The sequence below is a fragment of the Massilia agilis genome (assembly GCF_024756255.1).
In the GTDB taxonomy this organism is placed as follows: domain Bacteria; phylum Pseudomonadota; class Gammaproteobacteria; order Burkholderiales; family Burkholderiaceae_D; genus Telluria; species Telluria agilis.
Map to the genome: position 1 here is coordinate 316,626 of NZ_JANUHB010000004.1, position 17,571 is coordinate 334,196.

Genomic DNA, 17,571 nt, shown 5'->3' on the forward strand with positions numbered 1-17,571 from the left:
GCTACCATGCGCATCTGAGTCCGGTAAAAGAAGGGGATGCGCATGTTGTGGTCAGATCGCCCAGGGTCGGCGGGAAGCGCCGATGCGGCTGGAGCGCTGGTCCAGCACGACGACGAGGCAGCGCTGTTTGCCGCTTCCGAGCCGTCGTCGCGGCAGGCGGCATCCCCGAGCCTTCCTTTATGCGAACTGCATTTCGCGGTGCGCTACCGCTTGTGGGAATATGCCGCCTTCATGTGGCAGCACGGGCGCTTTCTCATTCGCCGCCGGCGGGTCGGCTTCCCGGCCGGATGGTACCTGCTGGTCAAGAGCACGGCGGTCGCGGTCCTGCACTTCATCCTGCTTGGCCGTTCGCGCCGCACGTATGAATTCACCATCGACGAGCACGGGATCCTGCGCAACACCGGTACCGGCGTCACGTTGATCGACTGGAACGACGTGATCACCGTGCGCAGCTACCCGCGTGGCATCATGTTCGTGCTCAGTCGCGGCACGCTGCCCATTCCGTTCCGTTGCCTGGATGCGAACCAGCTGGCCGCGCTGCGGCGATTGGCGGACGGGCGCAAGGCGCTGCAGGCTGAATCCTGAGTAGAACTTGAACTCGTCGTCCCCGCGCAGGCGGGGACCCATGCTGAGCGGGCTCCGATTGCGGCTTTGGCTATTCAAGCGGTCCATGGGTCCCCGCCTGCGCGGGGACGACGTGCGGGTTAAGCTAGCCGTTCAATCCTCGAACAGCACCGGCATCTCGTGCGAGTGCTTGCGCAGCGCCACGCGCGCGCCGTCGTAGTCCGGGTACACCGCGCCCACCACCTCCCAGAAGCGCGCGCTGTGGTTCATCTCGCGCAGGTGCGCCAGCTCGTGCACCACCACGTAGTCGATCAGCGCGAGCGGGTAGTGAATGAGCCGCCAGTTCAGGCGAATGTGGCCGCCGATCGTGCACGAGCCCCAGCGCGTGCCGGCCGACGACAGCGCGAACGCCTTGTACGACAGCTCCATGCGCACCGCATACATGTCCAGCCGCTCGGCAAACACGCGGCGCGCCTCGTCCTGGTACCACAGGCGGACGCGCTCCTTGAGCTGCCATTCCGACAAGCCGGGCACCACACCCAGCGACAGCTCGCGCGTGTCCTCGTCAAAGCGGCAGTGGCTGCGCGCCGCTGGCTCAAGGCGCAGTGTGAGCTCGCCGCCCATGTAGGGCAGCTGCGCGCCGTCCTCCCACACCAGCGGCGGCTTTTGCAGGCGCTGAACGCGGCGCTCGCCACGTTCGTGCAGCTTTGACAGGATCCAGCGCTGTTTGGCGCGGATCGCGTTGTCCACCTCGGCCAGCGTCACGCGTTTGGGCGCGGTCACGCGCAGGCCGTCGTCGTCGATCATGAAGCCGATCGAGCGGCGCGCCGAGCGGCGCAGCGCGAATTCCACCGCGTGCGCGCCAAGCACGATGCGGCGCAGTGGAGGGTCGTTGGGGCCGCGCGGCGGCACCGGGAAGGTCACGCGCGGCGGTGCGGGCGGCGCCTTGAATAGCGGCTGCACCGGCGCGGCCGGTTTGGAGGAGGGTTCGAGTGAAGCGAAAAAATCTTGTGCAAACAGTTCCAGTTGGTGCCCGTCGATCTTGGAAGAGGTCATGGTGTGCTGCGGAGAGGATGCTCTGATCAGGGCGCCAACTTCGCTCAGCCACCTTTGTAGACGTGGGGCGAAATGACGCGCATTTCCGATTCTATCCAATTTTCGACCTCATGCATCAGGCTGTCAGGAGTGTGGTTTTCCGGCGATATCGGTTTGCCAATCGATACCGTCACCAACCCTGGCCGCTTGATGAAAGATCCGCGCGGCCAGCATTCACCTGCATTATGCGCGATTGGCACAACCGGAGTCTGCGTTTCCACAGCCAAGCGTGCGCCACCGCTCTTGTACTTGCCTTTTTTGCCAACCGGGATGCGCGTCCCTTCCGGGAACATGATGATCGACTGGCCGTCGGCCAGCCGCCTGCGGCTATGGCGGACCACCTGGGCAAACGCGTTCTTGCCCTGCTTGCGGTCGATGGGAATCATGCGCAGCAGCGCCATGCCCCAGCCGAAAAACGGGATATACAGTATCTCTTTTTTGAACACGTACACCAGCGGGCGCCGCATGTTGGGCAGCATGAAGATCGTCTCCCACGCCGACTGGTGCTTCGACAACAGGATTGCCGGGCGCGCCGGCAGGTTCTCGTAGCCCTTGACCTGGTAGCGGATACCGCAGATCGCGCGCGCGGCCCAGATGATGAAAACGTTCCAGCGCGAGGTGACCCAGAAGCGCTTGTTGTAAGGGAGCGGCGCGGCCAGGAAGCACACGCACGACCACACCACGGTGGCCACCAGCATCACGAGCGTGAAGAGCAGGGACCGCAGGAACAGGACTGGATGTCTCAAGGAGGGTCTTTCTATAAAATCGGTGTCAGGCGGCGGCCGGCGCCTTGAGCAGGGCGTTGACCACCGCGGCCAGGTCCGGGAACACCTGCGTGCCCGGCGGCAGGCCGCCGGTGGCGTAGGTCTTCTCGCCCTTGCCGGTTAAAACGAGGTAGGGCACGCAGCCGCTGATGAAGCCCGCCTGCAGGTCGCGCAGCGAATCGCCCACCGTCGGCACGCCTTTCAGGCTGACCTTGAAGCGCTTGGCGATTTCCTCGAACATGCCGGCCTTGGGCTTGCGGCAGTCGCAGTTGTCGATGGCCGCGTGCGGGCAGAAGAAGATCGCGTCGATGTCCGCGCCCACCACCTGCGCGGCCTCGTGCATCTTCTGGTGGATCGCGTTGAGCGTGGTGATGTCGAACAGCTCACGCGCGATGCCCGACTGGTTGGACGCGATGATGACGCGGTAGCCTGCCTGGTTGAGCCGAGCGATCGCCTCGAGCGAGCCGGGGATCGGGATCCATTCGCTCGGCGACTTGATGAACTCGGGCGAATCGTGGTTGATGACGCCGTCCCGGTCGAGGATGATCAACTTCATGGCGCTTCCTTACGCGGCCAGCTTGGAGATGTCGGCCACGCGGTTCATCATGCCGTGCAGCTGCGACAGCAGGGCCAGGCGGTTGTTGCGCAGGGCCAGGTCGTCGGCCATCACCATCACGTCGTTGAAGAACGCGTCCACATCGTCGCGCAGCTGGGCCAGCGTCTTGAGCGTGCCGGTGAAGTCGCCGCGCGCGAACGCCGCGTCCACGTCCGGGCGCACGCGCTCGATTGCGGCGGCCAGCTTCTTCTCGGCCTCTTCCTGCAGCAGGCTCGCCTGCACGGCGCCGCTGGGCGTCTCGGTCTTTTTCAGGATGTTGGTGATGCGCTTGTTGGCCGCGGCCAGCGAGGCGCTCTCCGGCAGCGCGGCGAACGCCTGCACCGCTTCCAGGCGCTGCACCACGTCGTCGACGCGGTCCGGGTCCTGGGCCAGCACCGCTTCCACCTCGTTGGGCGTGAAGCCGCGCTCGCGCAGCATGCCGCGCAGGCGGTCGAGCATGAATTCCTTCACTTCCACGCTTGGATCCTTGAAGCCGCTCTGGTATTCGAACACGGCGGCGGCGTCTTGCAGCAGCTCCGAGACCGCCAGCGGCAGGCGTTTTTCCACCAGCATGCGCATCACGCCCAGCGCGTGGCGGCGCAGCGCGAACGGGTCCTTCTCGCCGGTCGGTTGCAGGCCGATCGACCAGATGCCCACCAGCGTCTCGAGCTTGTCGGCCAGCGCGACGGCGGTGCCGGTGTTGGTCGAGGGCAGGGCGTCGCCGGCAAAGCGCGGCTGGTAGTGTTCGGACGCGGCCAGCGCCACTTCTTCCGGCTCGCCGTCGTGGCGCGCGTAGTAGGTGCCCATGATGCCTTGCAGCTCGGGGAACTCGCCCACCATGTCGGTCAGGAGGTCCGCCTTGGCCAGCTGTGCGCCGCGCTCGGCCAGCAGCACGTCGTAGCCGAGGCGCTTGGCGATCATGCCGGCCAGGCGCGTGACGCGGCCGGTGCGCGCGGCCTGCGTGCCCAGCTTGTTGTGGTACACGACGTTTTCCAGCAGCGGCAGGCGCGATTCCAGCGTCTTTTTCTTGTCCTGCTCGAAGAAGAACTTGGCGTCGGACAGGCGCGGGCGCACCACGCGCTCGTTACCGCCGATGATGGCGCTGGCGTCGTCGGTCTTCAGGTTCGAGACGATCAGGAAGCGCGAGCGCAGCTTGCCATTGGCGTCGGTCAGCGCGAAGTACTTCTGGTTGGTCTGCATCGTCAGGATCAGGCATTCCTGCGGCACCGACAGGAAGGCATCCTCGAAGCGGCATTCGTACACCACCGGCCATTCGACCAGCGCGGCCACTTCGTCCAGCAGCGATTCCGGCATCAGGACCTTGTCGTCGCCGGCCTTGGCCAGCAACTGGGTGCGGATCGACTCCTTGCGCTCGGCGGTGGAGGCGATCACGCGGCCTTCGCGCTCCAGTACCGGCGCATACTCTTCGGCGCTGGCGATCGCGATCGGGCCGCCGTGCGACAGGAAGCGGTGGCCGAGCGTGTCGCGGCCGGCCGACAGGCCCAGCAGCGACAGCGGCAGCACGTCCTGGCCGAACAGGGCCAGCAGCGAATGCACCGGGCGCACGAACTGCACGGTCTCGCCGTCGGGGCGCTGGTAGCTCATCACCTTCGGGATCGGCAGCTTGGCCACCGTCTCCTGCAGCACGTCCTGCAGCGCGCCGGCCAGTTCGATGCCTGGCGCGGTGTAGGTGTAGAAGAAGCTCTCGGCCTTGCCGTCCTGCGCGCGTTCGAGGTCGGCGATGGTCAGGTCGGGGAAGCCCAGCGCGGCCAGCTTCTTGGCCAGCGGCGGCGTCGGATTGCCTTCCTTGTCCAGGGCCACTGCGACCGGCAGCACCTTTTCGCGGATCGTCTTGTCCGGCGACTTGGCACGCACGCGGGTGATGGAGACGGCCAGGCGGCGCGGCGTGGTGTACGGCGTTGGCACGCTGTCGTTTTCCAGGAAGCCGCGCGCCTTCAGGCCGCTTTCGATACCGGCGGCAAAAGCGGCGCCCAGTTTGACGAGCGCCTTCGGGGGCAGTTCTTCGGTCTGCAGTTCGACGAGTAGTGTTTGATTCATGGTTCTGTTCTTAATCGTTCTTCAGGCCGCGGTCTTGGCCGCCGCTGGCAGCATCGGGAAGCCGAGCTTCTCGCGCGAGTCGTAGTAGGCCTGCGCGACCAGGCGCGACAAGGTGCGCACCCGGCCGATGTAGGCCGCGCGCTCGGTCACCGAGATCGCGCCGCGCGCGTCCAGCAGGTTGAAGCTGTGCGATGCGCGCATGATCTGTTCGTAGGCCGGCAAGGTGAGCTGCAGCTCGATCAGGCGCTTGGCTTCGCTCTCGTGGTTGGCGAAAGCCTGGAACAGCAGCTCGGTGTTCGAGTGCTCGAAGTTGTAGGTGGACTGCTCCACCTCGTTCTGGTGATAGACGTCGCCGTAGGTCAGGCGTTTCGTCTCGCCATTTTCCTCCCACTCGGTCCACACCAGGTCGTACACGTTTTCCACGCCCTGCAGGTACATGGCCAGGCGCTCGATGCCGTAGGTGATCTCGCCCAGCACCGGCTTGCAGTCGAGGCCGCCGACCTGCTGGAAGTAGGTGAACTGGGTCACCTCCATGCCGTTGAGCCAGACCTCCCAGCCCAGGCCCCAGGCGCCCAGGGTCGGGCTTTCCCAGTCGTCCTCGACGAAGCGCACGTCATTCTTCTTCAGGTCCAGGCCCAGCGCCTCGAGCGAGCCGAGGTACAGGTCGAGGATGTTTTCCGGCGCCGGCTTGAGCACCACCTGGTACTGGTAGTAGTGCTGCAGGCGGTTCGGGTTCTCGCCGTAGCGGCCGTCCTTGGGGCGGCGCGACGGTTGCACGTAGGCGGCGCGCCACGGCTCCGGGCCGATCGCGCGCAGGAAAGTAGCGGTGTGGAAGGTGCCGGCACCCACTTCCATGTCGTAAGGCTGGAGCAGGGCGCAACCCTGCTTGTCCCAGTAGGTCTGCAGAGTCAGGATGATTTGTTGGAATGTGAGCATCTTGTAAGGCTTCGCGCGCATCGGCCCGCGACAAGGTGGGTTTGCTAAATGACCAATTTTAGCGGTTTTTGATGGCCCGCTGGAGCCTGATTTGGGGCAACTTACTGAACTTTAGCCTTTTTCTGCTGATAACGCCGCCCGCTGAGCCAGGCGCCCAGCAGCGCAAGGCCGGACAGGGCGAGGAACAGCAGGTTGCCAAAGCGGATATATGGGGTGGTGCCGGTCATGCCCTGTACCTTGGCCGACAGCACGCCTTGCTGGTAGAACGGGATGAGCTGGCGCACCTCGCCCTTGCCGTCGATGACGGCGGTGGCGCCGTTGTTGGTCGCGCGCAGCATCGGCCGCCCGGTCTCGAGCGAACGCATGCGCGAGATCTGCAGGTGCTGCGGGATCGCCACCGACTCGCCATACCAGGCCAGGTTCGACACGTTCAGCAGCAGGGTGGCCGGCTGCGGCGCGTCGCGCAGCTGCTTGGCGATCTCTTCGCCGAACACGTCCTCGTAGCAGACGTTGGGCAGCACGAACTGGTCCTTGACCGCGAACGGCGCCTGCACCGCCGCGCCGCGCGTGAAGTCGCCCAGCGGGATCTGCATCAAATCGGTGAACCACCGAAAACCGGTCGGGATGAATTCGCCGAACGGCACCAGGTGGTGTTTGTCGTAGCGGTAGCTCTGGCCTTGGGGACCGATGCCGGCCACGCTGTTGGCGTAGGTGACCGGGCCGTCCGACAGCGGAATGCCGAACATGAGCCAGCTGCCAGTGCGGCTGGAGAAGGCCTTCAGGTCATCCAGGTAGCCCGGCGGCAGCTGGTGCGGGAACACCGGGATCGCGGTTTCGGGCGCGGCCACCAGGTCGGCCGGGGCGGCGGTCATCAGGTCGCGGTAGCGGGTGAGGATGCCGAGCAGGTGCTCGTTGCTGAATTTTTCGTCCTGCGCGATGTCACCCTGCACCAGCCGCACGCTGATCGGCTTGCCGGCCGGCTGCGTCCAGTCGACCTGGCGCAGGCCCCAGCCGGCGAGCATCAGCGCGGCGAACAGCGCCACCCCGTGCCAGCGCTTGCGCTGGGTGAGCATGACGATGCAGCCGGCACACACCGCGGCCAGCACGCCGATGCCGTACACGCCGACGATGGGGGCGAAGCCGCCCAGTGGCGCGCTGTTGTGCGCGTAGCCGGCGGCGGCCCACGGGAAACCGGTGAACACCCAGCCGCGCAGCCATTCCGACACGCCCCATGTCACCGGCAGCACCGCCATCAGGAACCACGTTACTTGCAGCGTGAAGCGCTTGCGCAGCCAGGCGGCGGCGCCGGCGGCAAACGCGCCGAACAGGCCCATGTACAGGCCGAGCAGGGCAATCGCGATCGCCGACAGGATCGCCGGCAGGCCGCCGAAGCGGTTCAGCGCGATGTACAGCCAGTGCATGCCGCCCACCGACCAGCCAAAGCCGAACGCCCATCCCAGCAGCGTGGCGCGGCGCACCGAGCTGCCCACGCCGACCTGGTAGAACAGGTAAGCGAGCGAGAGGAACTGCAGCGGCCACCAGCCCAGCGGCGCGAACGACAGCAGGCTGGATGCGCCCGCGAGCGCCGCCGCCACCAGCGCCTTGGGGCTGGGTCGGGTGCCGCGCGCGGCCGGGTTGGGGGAAGTGGCGTTCTGGCGTCGGAAGCGCATCAGTCGTGTTCGTGTTCGACGATGACGGGCAGCTTCTCGACCAGCAGTACGTGGATCTGGCGCGCGTCGGCGCGCAGCACTTCAAAGCGCAGGTTGTCCAGGTCGAACACCTCGCCCTTGTGCGGCATGCGGCCCAGGTGGCTGGCCACCAGGCCGCCGATGGTATCGACGTCGTCGGCCGGCAGGCTGGCGCCGATCTCTTCGTTGAACTGCTCGATCTCGGTCAGCGCTTTCACGCGCCAGCGCGGGCCGTGCTGGCCTTCCTTGATCGACAGGATGTTGTCCTCTTCCTCGTCGAAGTCGTACTCGTCCTCGATGTCGCCGACGATCTGCTCGAGCACGTCCTCGATCGTGATCAGCCCGGCCACGCCGCTGTACTCGTCCACCACGATGGCCATGTGGTTGTGGTTGGCGCGAAAATCGCGCAGCAGCACGTTCAGGCGCTTCGATTCAGGGATAAAGATCGCCGGGCGCAGCATGTCGCGCACGTCGAACGACTCTTCGGCGTAGTAGCGCAGCAGGTCCTTGGCCAGCAAAATGCCGACCACCTTGTCGCGCTCGCCCTCGATGGCGGGAAAGCGCGAGTGCGCCGTTTCCAGCACGGTGGGCATCCATTCCTCGATCGGCTTGCTGATGTCGATCACGTCCATTTGCGAGCGCGGCACCATGATGTCGCGCACCGACAGGTCGGATACCTGGAACACGCCTTCGATCATCGACAGCGCGTCGGCGTCGATCAGGTTGCGCTCGTGGGCGTCATGCAGCACATCGAGCAGCTCGGCGCGGTTTTCGGGCTCGGGGGAGATGAGGGCGGTCAGCCGTTCGAACAGCGACCGGTGGTGTTTGGCGTCCGAACGGACGTCCGCAGGGTGCTCGGGCATAGTTGGCATGAGAGCCGTTGTTACGATGGGCGATAGCATACACTAAAAGCGGTTTTGCCTGTTTTTTGGGCAGGTTGCCATGTGCGCGTCGAGCCAGCCGTACCTTGGTGTGCGCCGCCGCTGGCGGCCTTGGCCTATAGTTGGCGACCTGCCATCGAAGGAGCCGCCATGCCCGCCCTGAACATCAACGGCACCACCACCAACCTGGACGTCCCGGACGACATGCCCCTGCTGTGGGCCCTGCGCGACGTCGCCGGCCTGACCGGCACCAAGTTCGGCTGCGGCGTTGCCCTGTGCGGCGCCTGCACCGTGCACCTGGACGGCCAGCCGGTGCGCTCGTGCGTGACGCCGGTCTCAAGCGCGGCCGGCAAGCAGGTCACCACCATCGAGGCGATCGGCAACGACCCGGTGGGGCAAAAGGTGCAGGCGGCGTGGAACCAGATCGACGTGGTCCAGTGCGGCTATTGCCAGTCCGGCCAGGTCATGTCGGCCACTGCCCTGCTCAAGTCCAACCCGCACCCGAGCGACGCCGACATCGACGGCGCCATGGCCGGCAACATCTGCCGCTGCGGCACCTACCAGCGCATTCGCCACGCGATCAAGATCGCGGCCGGCGGCAAGTAGGGAGGGCCGGCATGGACACCAAGACACCGCAATCGTCGTCGCGCCGCCGCTTCATGCAGTTGTCCGCAGCCGCGGGCGGGGGCATGCTGTTCGGCTTTTCGCTGTTTGGCTGCCAGAAGAAAGACGGCGAGAGCCGCAACGAGCCGCCGTCCGAGCGCGCGGTAGGCGCGGCCACCACCGCCAGCACCAACCAGGCGCCGGGCCTGGCGCGCGACGCCTTCATCCGCATCGACCGCGACGGGCTGGTCACCTTCATCGTGGCCAAGGTCGAGATGGGGCAGGGCACCTTCACGGCCATGCCGATGCTGCTGGCCGAAGAGCTGGGCGTGGATCCGTCCAAGGTCAGGCTGGAGCAGGCCCCGGCCAACAACGCGCTGTATGCCGATCCGCTGCTGGGCGGCCAGGTGACGGGCGGCTCGACCTCGGTGCGCGGCTCATGGAAGCCGCTGCGCGAAGCCGGCGCCACGGTGCGCTCGGTGCTGGTGGCGGCAGCGGCCAGGCAGTGGAACACCGACCCGGGCGGCTGCAAGGTGGTGGACGGGCGCATCATGCACCCGGACGGCAAACAGTCGCTCGGCTTTGGCGACGTGGCAGACGCCGCGGCGCAGCTGCCGCTGCCGCAAAAGGTGGACCTGAAGCCCGCCAGCGTGTTCACCCTGCTCGGCAGACCGCACCACCGGCTCGACTCGAACATCAAGTGCAACGGCCAGGCGCAGTTCGGCATCGACGCGCGCCTGCCTAACATGGGCGTCGCCACGGTGGCCATGGCGCCGGTCCCGGGCGGCAAACTGGCCGGGGTGGACGAGCAGAAGGCGCTCGCGGTCAAGGGCGTGCGCCAGGTGCTCAAGCTCGACAACGCGGTGGCGGTGGTGGGCGACCACTTCTGGGCCGCCAAGCAGGGACTGGCCGCCTGCGCGCCGCGCTGGGACGATGGCCCGAACGTGAACGTGAGCACCGCTTCCATCGTGGCCGACATGACGAAGGCGTCGGAGCAGGCCGGCGCGGTGGCCACCAACAAGGGCGACGCCTTGAAGCGCCTGGGCGACAAGCATGGCCGGCGCATCGATGTCGTCTACGAGGTGCCGTTCCTTGCGCATGCAACCATGGAGCCGATGAACTGCACGGTGGACCTCAAGCCGGACGGCTGCGACGTGTACTGCGGCACCCAGGTGCCCGCCTTTGCCCAGGCCGCGGCGGCCAAGCTGACCGGGCTGCCGCTGGAAAAGGTGCGCGTGCATAACCACTACCTCGGCGGCGGCTTCGGGCGGCGCCTGGAAGTGGACTACGTGGCGCAGGCGGTGGCGCTGGCCAAACTGGCCAAGGGGCCGCTCAAGGTCGTGTGGACGCGCGAGGAGGACGTCCAGCACGACATGTTCCGGCCGTACTACGTGGACCGCATGTCGGCAAAGCTCGACGACAAGGGCATGCCGGTGGCCTGGTTCCACCGCATCACCGGCTCGTCGATCATGTCGCGCTTTGCGCCGCCGGCAGTCAAGAACGGCGTGGACCCGGACGCGGTGGAGGCGGCGGCCGAGATCCAGTATGCGATTCCCGACATCCGTGTCGAGTACGTGCGCCACGAGCCGCCGGTGGCCACCGCGTTCTGGCGCGGCGTGGGGCCGACCCACAACGTGTGGGCGGTCGAGACCTTCATCGACGAGCTGGCGTTCGCGGGCAAGCATGATCCGGTCGAGTTCCGGCGCGCGCTGCTCAAGGACTCCAAACGCAAGCTGGGCGTGCTGAATGTGGCGGCGCAGAAGGCCGGCTGGGGCAAGCCGGTCGCGAAGATCGCCGGGCGGCGCGTCGGGCGCGGGGTGTCGTGCCAGTTCGCGTTCGGGACCTACCTGGCGCAGGTGGCCGAGGTGTCGGTGGGACCTGGCGGCGACGTGAAGGTGCACCGGGTGGTGTGCGCGGTCGATTGCGGCCACACCGTCAACCCGGACCAGGTGGTGGCGCAGATGGAAGGCGGCATCATTTTCGGGCTCACGGCTGCGCTGTGGGGCGAGATCACGCTGGACAAGGGCAGGGTGCAGCAGTCGAACTTCAACGACTACCGCGTCATGCGCATCAACGAGGCGCCGGTGATCGAGGTTCACATCGTCAACAGCGTCGATGATCCGGGCGGGATCGGCGAGCCGGGCACCTCGGGCGCGGGGCCGGCGCTGACCAATGCGATTTTTGCCGCGACCGGCAAGCGGATTCGGAAGCTGCCGGTGGGGGACCAGTTGAAGAAAGCTTGATCGCAAACGGACCGTAGGGTGGGCGGGTCTCCCGCCCACGCGTCCAGATCACGCCTGCGCTGGACGGCTCGTCTGCAGCACCGCCGCTTGAACGCGTGGGCAGCAAGCTGCCCACCCTACGATGCAGGCCGTGCCCGTTCAGTCGTTCTCGGGATACGGATCCGGATACCCCAGCGCTTCCAGGATGTCGCGCTCGAGCTGTTCCATCTCTTCCGCTTCCTCGTCGTGCTCGTGGTCGAAGCCTTGCGCGTGCAGCACGCCGTGCACCACCAGGTGCGCCGCGTGCTCCTCGACCGTCTTGCCCTGTTCCTCGGCTTCGCGGATCAGCACGTCGGTGCACAGGATGATGTCGGCTTCGCTCGGTTCGTCGTCGTCGAGCTCGGCGCCTTCGTTGTAGGCGAAGGTCAGCACGTTGGTGGCGTAGTCCTTGCCGCGGTAGTCGCGGTTCAGTGCCAGTCCTTCCTCGGCATCGACAAAACGGATGGTCAGCTCGGCCGGGCCGAGCAGGGTGGCCTGCACCCACTTCTTCAGCATGGCGCGGGTGACCGTCGGCTCCAGGCGCGCGTCGGGATACTGGACGTTCAGGCTCAGTTTATGATTTTTTTCTTGCATGTTTTACCGCCACCGGTTTGGGCAAGGCCGCGATCTCGTCAACCGAGCTGGCCTTGGCATAAGCATCCACGATACGCGCAACCAGCGGATGGCGCACCACGTCCGCGCTCGAGAACTGCGTGAACGCGATGCCGCGCACGTCCTTGAGCACGTGCATGGCATCGACCAGGCCGCTCTTCATCGTCTTGTGCAGGTCGACCTGCGTCACGTCGCCGGTGACGACGGCCTTGCTGCCGAAGCCGATCCGGGTCAGGAACATCTTCATCTGCTCGACCGTCGTGTTCTGCGCTTCGTCCAGGATCACGAACGCGTGGTTGAGCGTGCGCCCGCGCATATAGGCCAGCGGCGCGATCTCGATCACCTGCTTCTCGAACAGCTTCTGGGTGCGGTCAAAGCCCAGCAGGTCGTACAGCGCGTCGTACAGCGGGCGCAGGTACGGGTCCACTTTCTGGGTCAGGTCGCCCGGCAAAAAGCCGAGCCGCTCGCCCGCTTCCACGGCCGGGCGCGTGAGCACGATGCGCTTGACCGCGTCGCGCTCGAGCGCGTCCACCGCGCACGCCACCGCGAGATAGGTCTTGCCGGTGCCGGCCGGGCCGATGCCGAAGCTGATGTCGTGTTCAAGAATCGCGCGCAGGTACTGGATCTGGTGCGGCGTGCGCCCGCGCAGGTCGCTGCGGCGGGTCTTGAGCGTGGGCGTGACATGCTCCGGCGCCGGCTCCTCGCCTTCCTCGTCTTCTTCCTCGGGCTCGGCCGCAGGCACGCCTGGCTTCAGGCCCGAGCGCTGCTCGACCAGCGCGAGCTGCACTTCCTCGATCGGCACGACCTTGTTGGCCACCGCGTAGAAGCGCTCGAGCAGCTCGACCGCGCGCCCCGCGTTGGCGCCGCTGACGATGAATTTTTCGCCGCGCCGGAAGATGGTCACGTCCAGCGCCGCCGAGATCTGGCGCAGGTTCTCGTCGAGCGGCCCGCACAGGTGGGCCAAGCGCGTGTTATCGAGCGGCTCGGGAATGAAATACGACGGCTGTGTTGGGGTCGGTGTTTTCAACTGGCTTTGGCAATCGTGTCAATGTTGGGGACGAGCTCGCCGCGCAGCGTGTAGCCCATGCTCTCGGTGATGCGCACGTCCACGAGCTGGCCGGTGAGCGACTCGCCCGCCTCGCCCGGCGCGAACACGACCACCCGGTTGTTTTCCGAGCGCCCGGTCAGTTCGCCATTGCCGGCCTTGGCCACGCCTTCGACGATCAGGCGCTGCACGGTGCCGACCATGGCGGCACTGGTCTTGCGGGTGTTCTCGTCGATCACGGCCTGCAGGCGCTGCAGGCGCGCGAGCTTGACCTCGTGCGGGGTGTCGTCTTCCAGGTTGGCGGCCGGGGTGCCCGGGCGCTTGCTGAAGATGAAGGAGAAGCTGTTGTCAAAGCCCACGTCCTGTACCAGCTTCATCATCGCTTCGAAGTCGGCATCGGTTTCGCCCGGGAAGCCGACGATGAAGTCCGACGAGATCGAGATGTTCGGGCGCACCGCCTTCATGCGACGGATGATCGACTTGTATTCGAGCGCCGTATAGCCGCGCTTCATCGCCTGCAGGATGCGGTCGGAACCGTGCTGCACCGGCAGGTACAGGTGGTTGACCAGCTGCGGGATCTTCGCGTACGCGTCGATCAGGCGCTGGGTGAATTCCTTGGGGTGGCTGGTCACGAAGCGCAGGCGCTCGATGCCGGGCACCGCCGCCACGTATTCGAGCAGCAGCGCAAAGTCGGCCACCTGGCCGTCCTCCATGGCACCGCGGTAGGCGTTCACGTTCTGGCCGAGCAGCGTGATCTCCTTGACGCCCTGCGCGGCCAGGCCCGCCACTTCGGTCAGCACGTCCTCGAAACGGCGCGACACTTCCTCGCCGCGGGTGTAGGGCACCACGCAATAGCTGCAGTACTTGCTGCAGCCTTCCATGATCGACACGTAGGCCACCACGCCTTCGACCCGGGCGGGCGGCAGGTGGTCGAACTTTTCGATCTCGGGAAAGCTGATGTCCACCTGCGCCGCGCCGGTGGCGCGGCGCGTGGCGATTAGCTGCGGCAGGCGGTGCAACGTCTGCGGGCCGAACACCACGTCCACGTACGGCGCGCGCTTGACGATTGCCGCACCTTCCTGCGAGGCCACGCAGCCGCCCACGCCGATCACCAGGTCGGGCTTGTCGCGTTTCAGTTCGCGGATGCGGCCCAGGTCCGAGAACACCTTTTCCTGCGCCTTTTCGCGCACCGAGCAGGTGTTGAACAGGATGACGTCGGCGTCCTCCGGCTTGTCGGTGCGCACCAGGCCATCGGCGGCGCCCAGGACGTCTGCCATCTTGTCCGAGTCGTACTCGTTCATTTGGCAGCCGAAGGTCTTGATGAATACTTTTTTCTGCATGGAGTGCTGGTGTGGAAGGCGTGCTAGTGCTTTGGCAAGGGGACGGACAGTTTACCGTAAATCGGAAACACGGGCCAAAACGCAGCCGTGTGGCGCTCCGATTTTTAATGCCGCAAGGAATCAACTATTTCCCCTTGCAGCAGGAATTGACAGACTGGTCAGATTGTTAAATCTTGATTTTTGGGCCAGCGCTGCTACGCTGCACCATTCCCGTCGTCTTGTGCGGCATCTTTCCTGTTGTAAATCAACGGCTTCTGAAAGAATTCTTATGCGCAAAATCAGATCAAGAAAACTCTTGCGTGCGCCACAAATTGTCTCAATATGTTGAAATGCTTTTGTGACAAGCTTTCCAAACGATAGCTTGATTTCGAACAATATCTTTTGTGCTCAGGTCGGCTGTACTGTAGGCGTATGAGTCTGATAATTGGTCGAAAGACAAGGCACGTCGTGGGGGAGCGGGAAGCGCTGGCGCATGCTATCCGGCACGTTCTTAAGGTGGCCATCAGATTTGTTCTGTTTAATCGGCCAAGAACGTTTTCCGGGAACTTATGTTGACGAAAGATAGTCTTTAACAAAGTTCGTAACGGAACTATTTAACCACACTGACGAGGTAAATCATGGCACATCATGCTTTGGCATCACAGGAAAGTTATAACCCGAACCACCTGCTCGACATCCTGCTGGGCAAAATGCAGCTGAAGAACGACGCAGCGCTGTCGCGCATGCTCGAGGTGGCGCCGCCTGTCATCAGCAAGATCCGCCATCACCGCCTGCCGGTGGGGGCATCGCTGCTGATCCGCATGCACGAGGTAACCGGCATGAGCATCCGCGACCTGCGCGACCTGATGGGCGACCGCCGCACCAAGTACCGCCTGTCCGACGCCCAGGGCCGCCCGAAGCCTGAAGAAAAGGCTGCCCAGCAGGCCGCTGCCGCTGCGGCCCAGCAACAGCAACAGCAGCAGCGTGAATCCGAGGCGACGTCGTCGGACCAATCCTCGTCGTCCGGCAACTATGCGCACTAATGCCCCAGGCGTGACAGGCGCAACTGTCACGCCTGCGGCACAGCCCGGCAGCCGCACGGCGCCGTGAACGGCGTCGCGCGCTGCCTGCGCGCCCAGCCCATGCCACCGATGGCGTCACGCCGTCAGGATGGTGGCAATTTCCTCGAACTGCAGCTCCGTTTCCCGGAAGACCTGCAGCCATTCCCCTTGATCCAGCCCGAGCGCGTTCCACGCGTCCAGTGACAGGGCCGGCACCACTTCGTTCTGTTCGCCGGCCAGGTCCAGCGCGTGCGCCACGGCGTCCGCCACGTGGATCAGCCCGGCCAGCGCGCCGGCCCCCGGGCTGTCGGGCGTATGGTGGGCTGCCAGCGCCTGGCGGATCGCCTCGGGGAAATGCCATTGGCGGGCCAGCGCGGCGCCGGCCAGTACATGGTCCACGCCCAGCACCGCGCGTTCGGCGTCCAGCACGGTGCCGTCGTGCGTGCTGCGCCAGGCGATCACCTCGGCGTAGCGCTGCGGGTGCAGCGTCACCAGCACCAGGCGCCCGATGTCGTGCAGCAGCCCGGTGGTGAAAGCGAGGTCCTGGTTCACGCGCAGGTGGCGCGCCAGCACGCGCGCGCAGGCTGCCACCGCGATGCCATGGCGCCAGAACAGCTTGTCGTCGAAGCCCGCGCAGCGCCGCGTGGTAAAGCAGGTGGTCATCGCGGCTGCAATGATCAGGTTGCGCGTGGTCTGGAACCCGAGGAAGGTGATGGCTTGCTGGATCGTGTTGACCGGTGCCGCGGGGCTGTACAGCGATGAGTTGGCAAGCCGCAAGGTCTTGGCGGTGAGCGCCTGGTCGGTGGCCACCTTCTTGGCCAGCACTGCCACGTCGGCATCAGCGCGGTCGATGCTGGTCAAGAGCTCCATCACGACCGCCGGCGGTGTCGGCAGGTCCTTGAGTGCGTTGTCGAAATCGTGGTCGTCCTGGTTCATGGTGCCACCTCCGATCCAAGCCGGTATTCCTCGACATAGCGCCGCAGCCGCGCGCGCGCCGTGCTGTCGTGCTCGCCGGCAGGGTGGCGGAACAGGCGGTCGAGCCGCTCCCTGACCAGTGCCGGGTCGGGCGCCCCGAGCTTGTCCATCACCACCGGCAACATGGCCACGCCGTGTCGTTCCAGCGCAGCAAGGTTCCCTTCGCTGAGCACTGCCCCCTTCGGCAGCAGGACCTGGCCCACGCGGTCGAGCAGCACGTCCGACAGCACCTGGCCTGGCCGTGCATCGGCCAGCGCGATTAGCTTGTATCCAGCGCCCATGTTGATCCTCGCAGTTACCTCAAGGCAATCTTATCACTCGCATCGCCAAAGTGGGGGCCAGAATGGTGACGTGGGAAAAAGTCCAGAGAGGCCAATTGAGCGGCCCCAAGCGCGCAGCGGCGCGTTGTTGTATTCTCGCCATTTCTTCGGCTCCGGCATGGAGCCCCTTGCACGCGCGCTGCGCGTTTTCACTTGAAGGATGAACTGATGAAACTGTATTTCAGCCCTGGCGCCTGCTCCCTGTCCCCCCGCATCGTCCTCAACGAGGCCGGCATTCCGTTCACGGCCGAGCAAGTTGACGTGCGCAAGAAGGTGACCGCGAGCGGCGCAGATTTCCGCACGATCAGCCCGAAGGGCTACGTGCCCGCCCTGCAGCTGGATGACGGCAAGGTGCTCACCGAGGGCGCGGCCATCGTGCAATACATCGCCGACCTGGCGCCGGCGTCGCACCTGGCGCCGGCCGCCGGCAGCTTCGAGCGCTACCAGCTGATGGAGTGGCTGAACTACATCGCCGCCGAGGTCCACAAGGGTTTCACCCCGCTGTTCATGCCGGGCACCAGCGACGACGCCAAGGCTGCGGCGCGCACCGCAGTGGGCAACCGCCTGAACTATATCGAGCAGCAGATCGCCGGCCATGACTACCTGATGGGCGCGCAGTTCACGGTGGCCGACGCCTACTTGTTTACCGTGCTGGGCTGGTGCGGCTATGTCGGCATGTCGCTGGACGACTGGCCGGCACTGAAATCCTACATGGCGCGCGTGGGCGCCCGCCCGGCCGTGCAGCAGGCGCTGCGCGACGAAGGCCTGGTCAAGTAAGCCGATGCTCGCCCCAC

General features: G+C 65.7%; 17 protein-coding genes. 5 read left to right on the top strand and 12 right to left on the bottom strand.

Annotation, left to right across the window (positions count from 1 at the left end; all coding sequences use genetic code 11):
- The first annotated feature begins 42 nt into the window (after positions 1-42).
- The gene (locus tag NX774_RS18050) at positions 43-585 is read left to right on the top strand and encodes a YcxB family protein (protein ID WP_258823649.1); all 543 of its coding nucleotides are present in this window, start codon (positions 43-45) and stop codon (positions 583-585) included.
- A 132-nt stretch (positions 586-717) separates the two neighbouring features.
- Here the strand turns inward: NX774_RS18050 and NX774_RS18055 are convergent, their stop codons facing one another.
- The 7 genes from NX774_RS18055 to NX774_RS18085 form a co-directional block, all read right to left on the bottom strand.
- A complete protein-coding gene (locus NX774_RS18055) occupies positions 718-1,620 on the bottom strand; it encodes a M48 family metallopeptidase (RefSeq protein WP_258823650.1) in 903 nt (300 codons plus the stop codon).
- Between the two features lie 44 nt (positions 1,621-1,664).
- On the bottom strand, positions 1,665-2,357 hold the full coding sequence (locus NX774_RS18060) for a lysophospholipid acyltransferase family protein (protein WP_370660446.1): 693 nt from the start codon (positions 2,355-2,357) through the stop codon (positions 1,665-1,667).
- Positions 2,358-2,430: 73 nt separating this feature from the next.
- Positions 2,431-2,979: a D-glycero-beta-D-manno-heptose 1,7-bisphosphate 7-phosphatase gene (gene gmhB / locus NX774_RS18065; protein WP_258823652.1), complete on the bottom strand. Its 549-nt coding sequence runs from the start codon at positions 2,977-2,979 to the stop codon at positions 2,431-2,433.
- Positions 2,980-2,988: 9 nt separating this feature from the next.
- A complete protein-coding gene (gene glyS, locus NX774_RS18070; protein WP_258823653.1) occupies positions 2,989-5,076 on the bottom strand; it encodes a glycine--tRNA ligase subunit beta in 2,088 nt (695 codons plus the stop codon).
- Positions 5,077-5,097: 21 nt separating this feature from the next.
- Positions 5,098-6,012 carry a glycine--tRNA ligase subunit alpha gene (glyQ, locus tag NX774_RS18075; RefSeq protein ID WP_258823654.1) on the bottom strand — a complete coding sequence of 305 codons (915 nt, stop codon included), beginning with the start codon at positions 6,010-6,012 and terminating at the stop codon, positions 5,098-5,100.
- 101 nt (positions 6,013-6,113) lie between these two features.
- Complete coding sequence (gene lnt, locus NX774_RS18080; RefSeq protein ID WP_258823655.1) at positions 6,114-7,682, bottom strand: apolipoprotein N-acyltransferase; 1,569 nt, start codon at positions 7,680-7,682, stop codon at positions 6,114-6,116.
- Complete coding sequence (locus NX774_RS18085) at positions 7,682-8,563, bottom strand: CorC family transporter (protein WP_258823782.1); 882 nt, start codon at positions 8,561-8,563, stop codon at positions 7,682-7,684. The genes lnt and NX774_RS18085 overlap by 1 nt, the downstream gene beginning before the upstream one ends.
- Positions 8,564-8,731: 168 nt before the next feature.
- On the opposite strand from NX774_RS18085, the gene NX774_RS18090 reads away from it, so the two are divergent.
- Complete coding sequence (locus tag NX774_RS18090) at positions 8,732-9,187, top strand: (2Fe-2S)-binding protein (protein ID WP_258823656.1); 456 nt, start codon at positions 8,732-8,734, stop codon at positions 9,185-9,187.
- Positions 9,188-9,198: 11 nt separating this feature from the next.
- Positions 9,199-11,427 carry a xanthine dehydrogenase family protein molybdopterin-binding subunit gene (locus NX774_RS18095; RefSeq protein WP_258823657.1) on the top strand — a complete coding sequence of 743 codons (2,229 nt, stop codon included), beginning with the start codon at positions 9,199-9,201 and terminating at the stop codon, positions 11,425-11,427.
- Between the two features lie 138 nt (positions 11,428-11,565).
- Here the strand turns inward: NX774_RS18095 and ybeY are convergent, their stop codons facing one another.
- Genes ybeY through miaB form a run of 3 tightly spaced genes read right to left on the bottom strand, consistent with a single transcriptional unit; the run spans position 11,566 to position 14,442 of the window.
- Positions 11,566-12,039 carry an rRNA maturation RNase YbeY gene (ybeY, locus tag NX774_RS18100; RefSeq protein ID WP_258823658.1) on the bottom strand — a complete coding sequence of 158 codons (474 nt, stop codon included), beginning with the start codon at positions 12,037-12,039 and terminating at the stop codon, positions 11,566-11,568.
- A complete protein-coding gene (locus NX774_RS18105) occupies positions 12,020-13,084 on the bottom strand; it encodes a PhoH family protein (RefSeq protein ID WP_258823659.1) in 1,065 nt (354 codons plus the stop codon). Before NX774_RS18105 ends, ybeY begins: the two co-directional genes overlap by 20 nt.
- Positions 13,081-14,442: a tRNA (N6-isopentenyl adenosine(37)-C2)-methylthiotransferase MiaB gene (gene miaB, locus NX774_RS18110; RefSeq protein WP_258823660.1), complete on the bottom strand. Its 1,362-nt coding sequence runs from the start codon at positions 14,440-14,442 to the stop codon at positions 13,081-13,083. The genes NX774_RS18105 and miaB overlap by 4 nt, the downstream gene beginning before the upstream one ends.
- 617 nt (positions 14,443-15,059) lie before the next feature.
- On the opposite strand from miaB, the gene NX774_RS18115 reads away from it, so the two are divergent.
- Complete coding sequence (locus NX774_RS18115) at positions 15,060-15,464, top strand: hypothetical protein (RefSeq protein WP_258823661.1); 405 nt, start codon at positions 15,060-15,062, stop codon at positions 15,462-15,464.
- A gap of 114 nt (positions 15,465-15,578) precedes the next feature.
- Here NX774_RS18115 and NX774_RS18120 read toward each other — a convergent pair whose 3' ends face one another.
- Together NX774_RS18120 and NX774_RS18125 are read right to left on the bottom strand one after the other, a co-directional pair.
- Positions 15,579-16,418, bottom strand: a complete 840-nt coding sequence (locus tag NX774_RS18120) for an HDOD domain-containing protein (RefSeq protein ID WP_258823662.1) — start codon at positions 16,416-16,418, stop codon at positions 15,579-15,581.
- Positions 16,415-16,738 carry a hypothetical protein gene (locus tag NX774_RS18125; RefSeq protein ID WP_258823663.1) on the bottom strand — a complete coding sequence of 108 codons (324 nt, stop codon included), beginning with the start codon at positions 16,736-16,738 and terminating at the stop codon, positions 16,415-16,417. The genes NX774_RS18120 and NX774_RS18125 overlap by 4 nt, the downstream gene beginning before the upstream one ends.
- Before the next feature lie 207 nt (positions 16,739-16,945).
- On the opposite strand from NX774_RS18125, the gene gstA reads away from it, so the two are divergent.
- On the top strand, positions 16,946-17,554 hold the full coding sequence (gene gstA / locus NX774_RS18130; RefSeq protein WP_258823664.1) for a glutathione transferase GstA: 609 nt from the start codon (positions 16,946-16,948) through the stop codon (positions 17,552-17,554).
- Positions 17,555-17,571 lie beyond the last annotated feature (17 nt).

Bases quoted from the DNA above. Each gene is read 5' to 3' on its own strand.
- NX774_RS18055 (WP_258823650.1), bottom strand. From the start codon at position 1,620: ATGACCTCTTCCAAGATCGACGGGCACCAACTGGAACTGTTTGCACAA.
- NX774_RS18115 (WP_258823661.1), top strand. From the start codon at position 15,060: ATGGCACATCATGCTTTGGCATCACAGGAAAGTTATAACCCGAACCAC.
- gstA (WP_258823664.1), top strand. From the start codon at position 16,946: ATGAAACTGTATTTCAGCCCTGGCGCCTGCTCCCTGTCCCCCCGCATC.
- NX774_RS18095 (WP_258823657.1), top strand. From the start codon at position 9,199: ATGGACACCAAGACACCGCAATCGTCGTCGCGCCGCCGCTTCATGCAG.
- NX774_RS18120 (WP_258823662.1), bottom strand. From the start codon at position 16,418: ATGAACCAGGACGACCACGATTTCGACAACGCACTCAAGGACCTGCCG.
- gmhB (WP_258823652.1), bottom strand. From the start codon at position 2,979: ATGAAGTTGATCATCCTCGACCGGGACGGCGTCATCAACCACGATTCG.
- NX774_RS18125 (WP_258823663.1), bottom strand. From the start codon at position 16,738: ATGGGCGCTGGATACAAGCTAATCGCGCTGGCCGATGCACGGCCAGGC.
- ybeY (WP_258823658.1), bottom strand. From the start codon at position 12,039: ATGCAAGAAAAAAATCATAAACTGAGCCTGAACGTCCAGTATCCCGAC.
- lnt (WP_258823655.1), bottom strand. From the start codon at position 7,682: ATGCGCTTCCGACGCCAGAACGCCACTTCCCCCAACCCGGCCGCGCGC.
- NX774_RS18085 (WP_258823782.1), bottom strand. From the start codon at position 8,563: ATGCCCGAGCACCCTGCGGACGTCCGTTCGGACGCCAAACACCACCGG.
- NX774_RS18090 (WP_258823656.1), top strand. From the start codon at position 8,732: ATGCCCGCCCTGAACATCAACGGCACCACCACCAACCTGGACGTCCCG.
- glyS (WP_258823653.1), bottom strand. From the start codon at position 5,076: ATGAATCAAACACTACTCGTCGAACTGCAGACCGAAGAACTGCCCCCG.
- NX774_RS18050 (WP_258823649.1), top strand. From the start codon at position 43: ATGTTGTGGTCAGATCGCCCAGGGTCGGCGGGAAGCGCCGATGCGGCT.
- glyQ (WP_258823654.1), bottom strand. From the start codon at position 6,012: ATGCTCACATTCCAACAAATCATCCTGACTCTGCAGACCTACTGGGAC.
- NX774_RS18060 (WP_370660446.1), bottom strand. From the start codon at position 2,357: ATGCTGGTGGCCACCGTGGTGTGGTCGTGCGTGTGCTTCCTGGCCGCG.
- miaB (WP_258823660.1), bottom strand. From the start codon at position 14,442: ATGCAGAAAAAAGTATTCATCAAGACCTTCGGCTGCCAAATGAACGAG.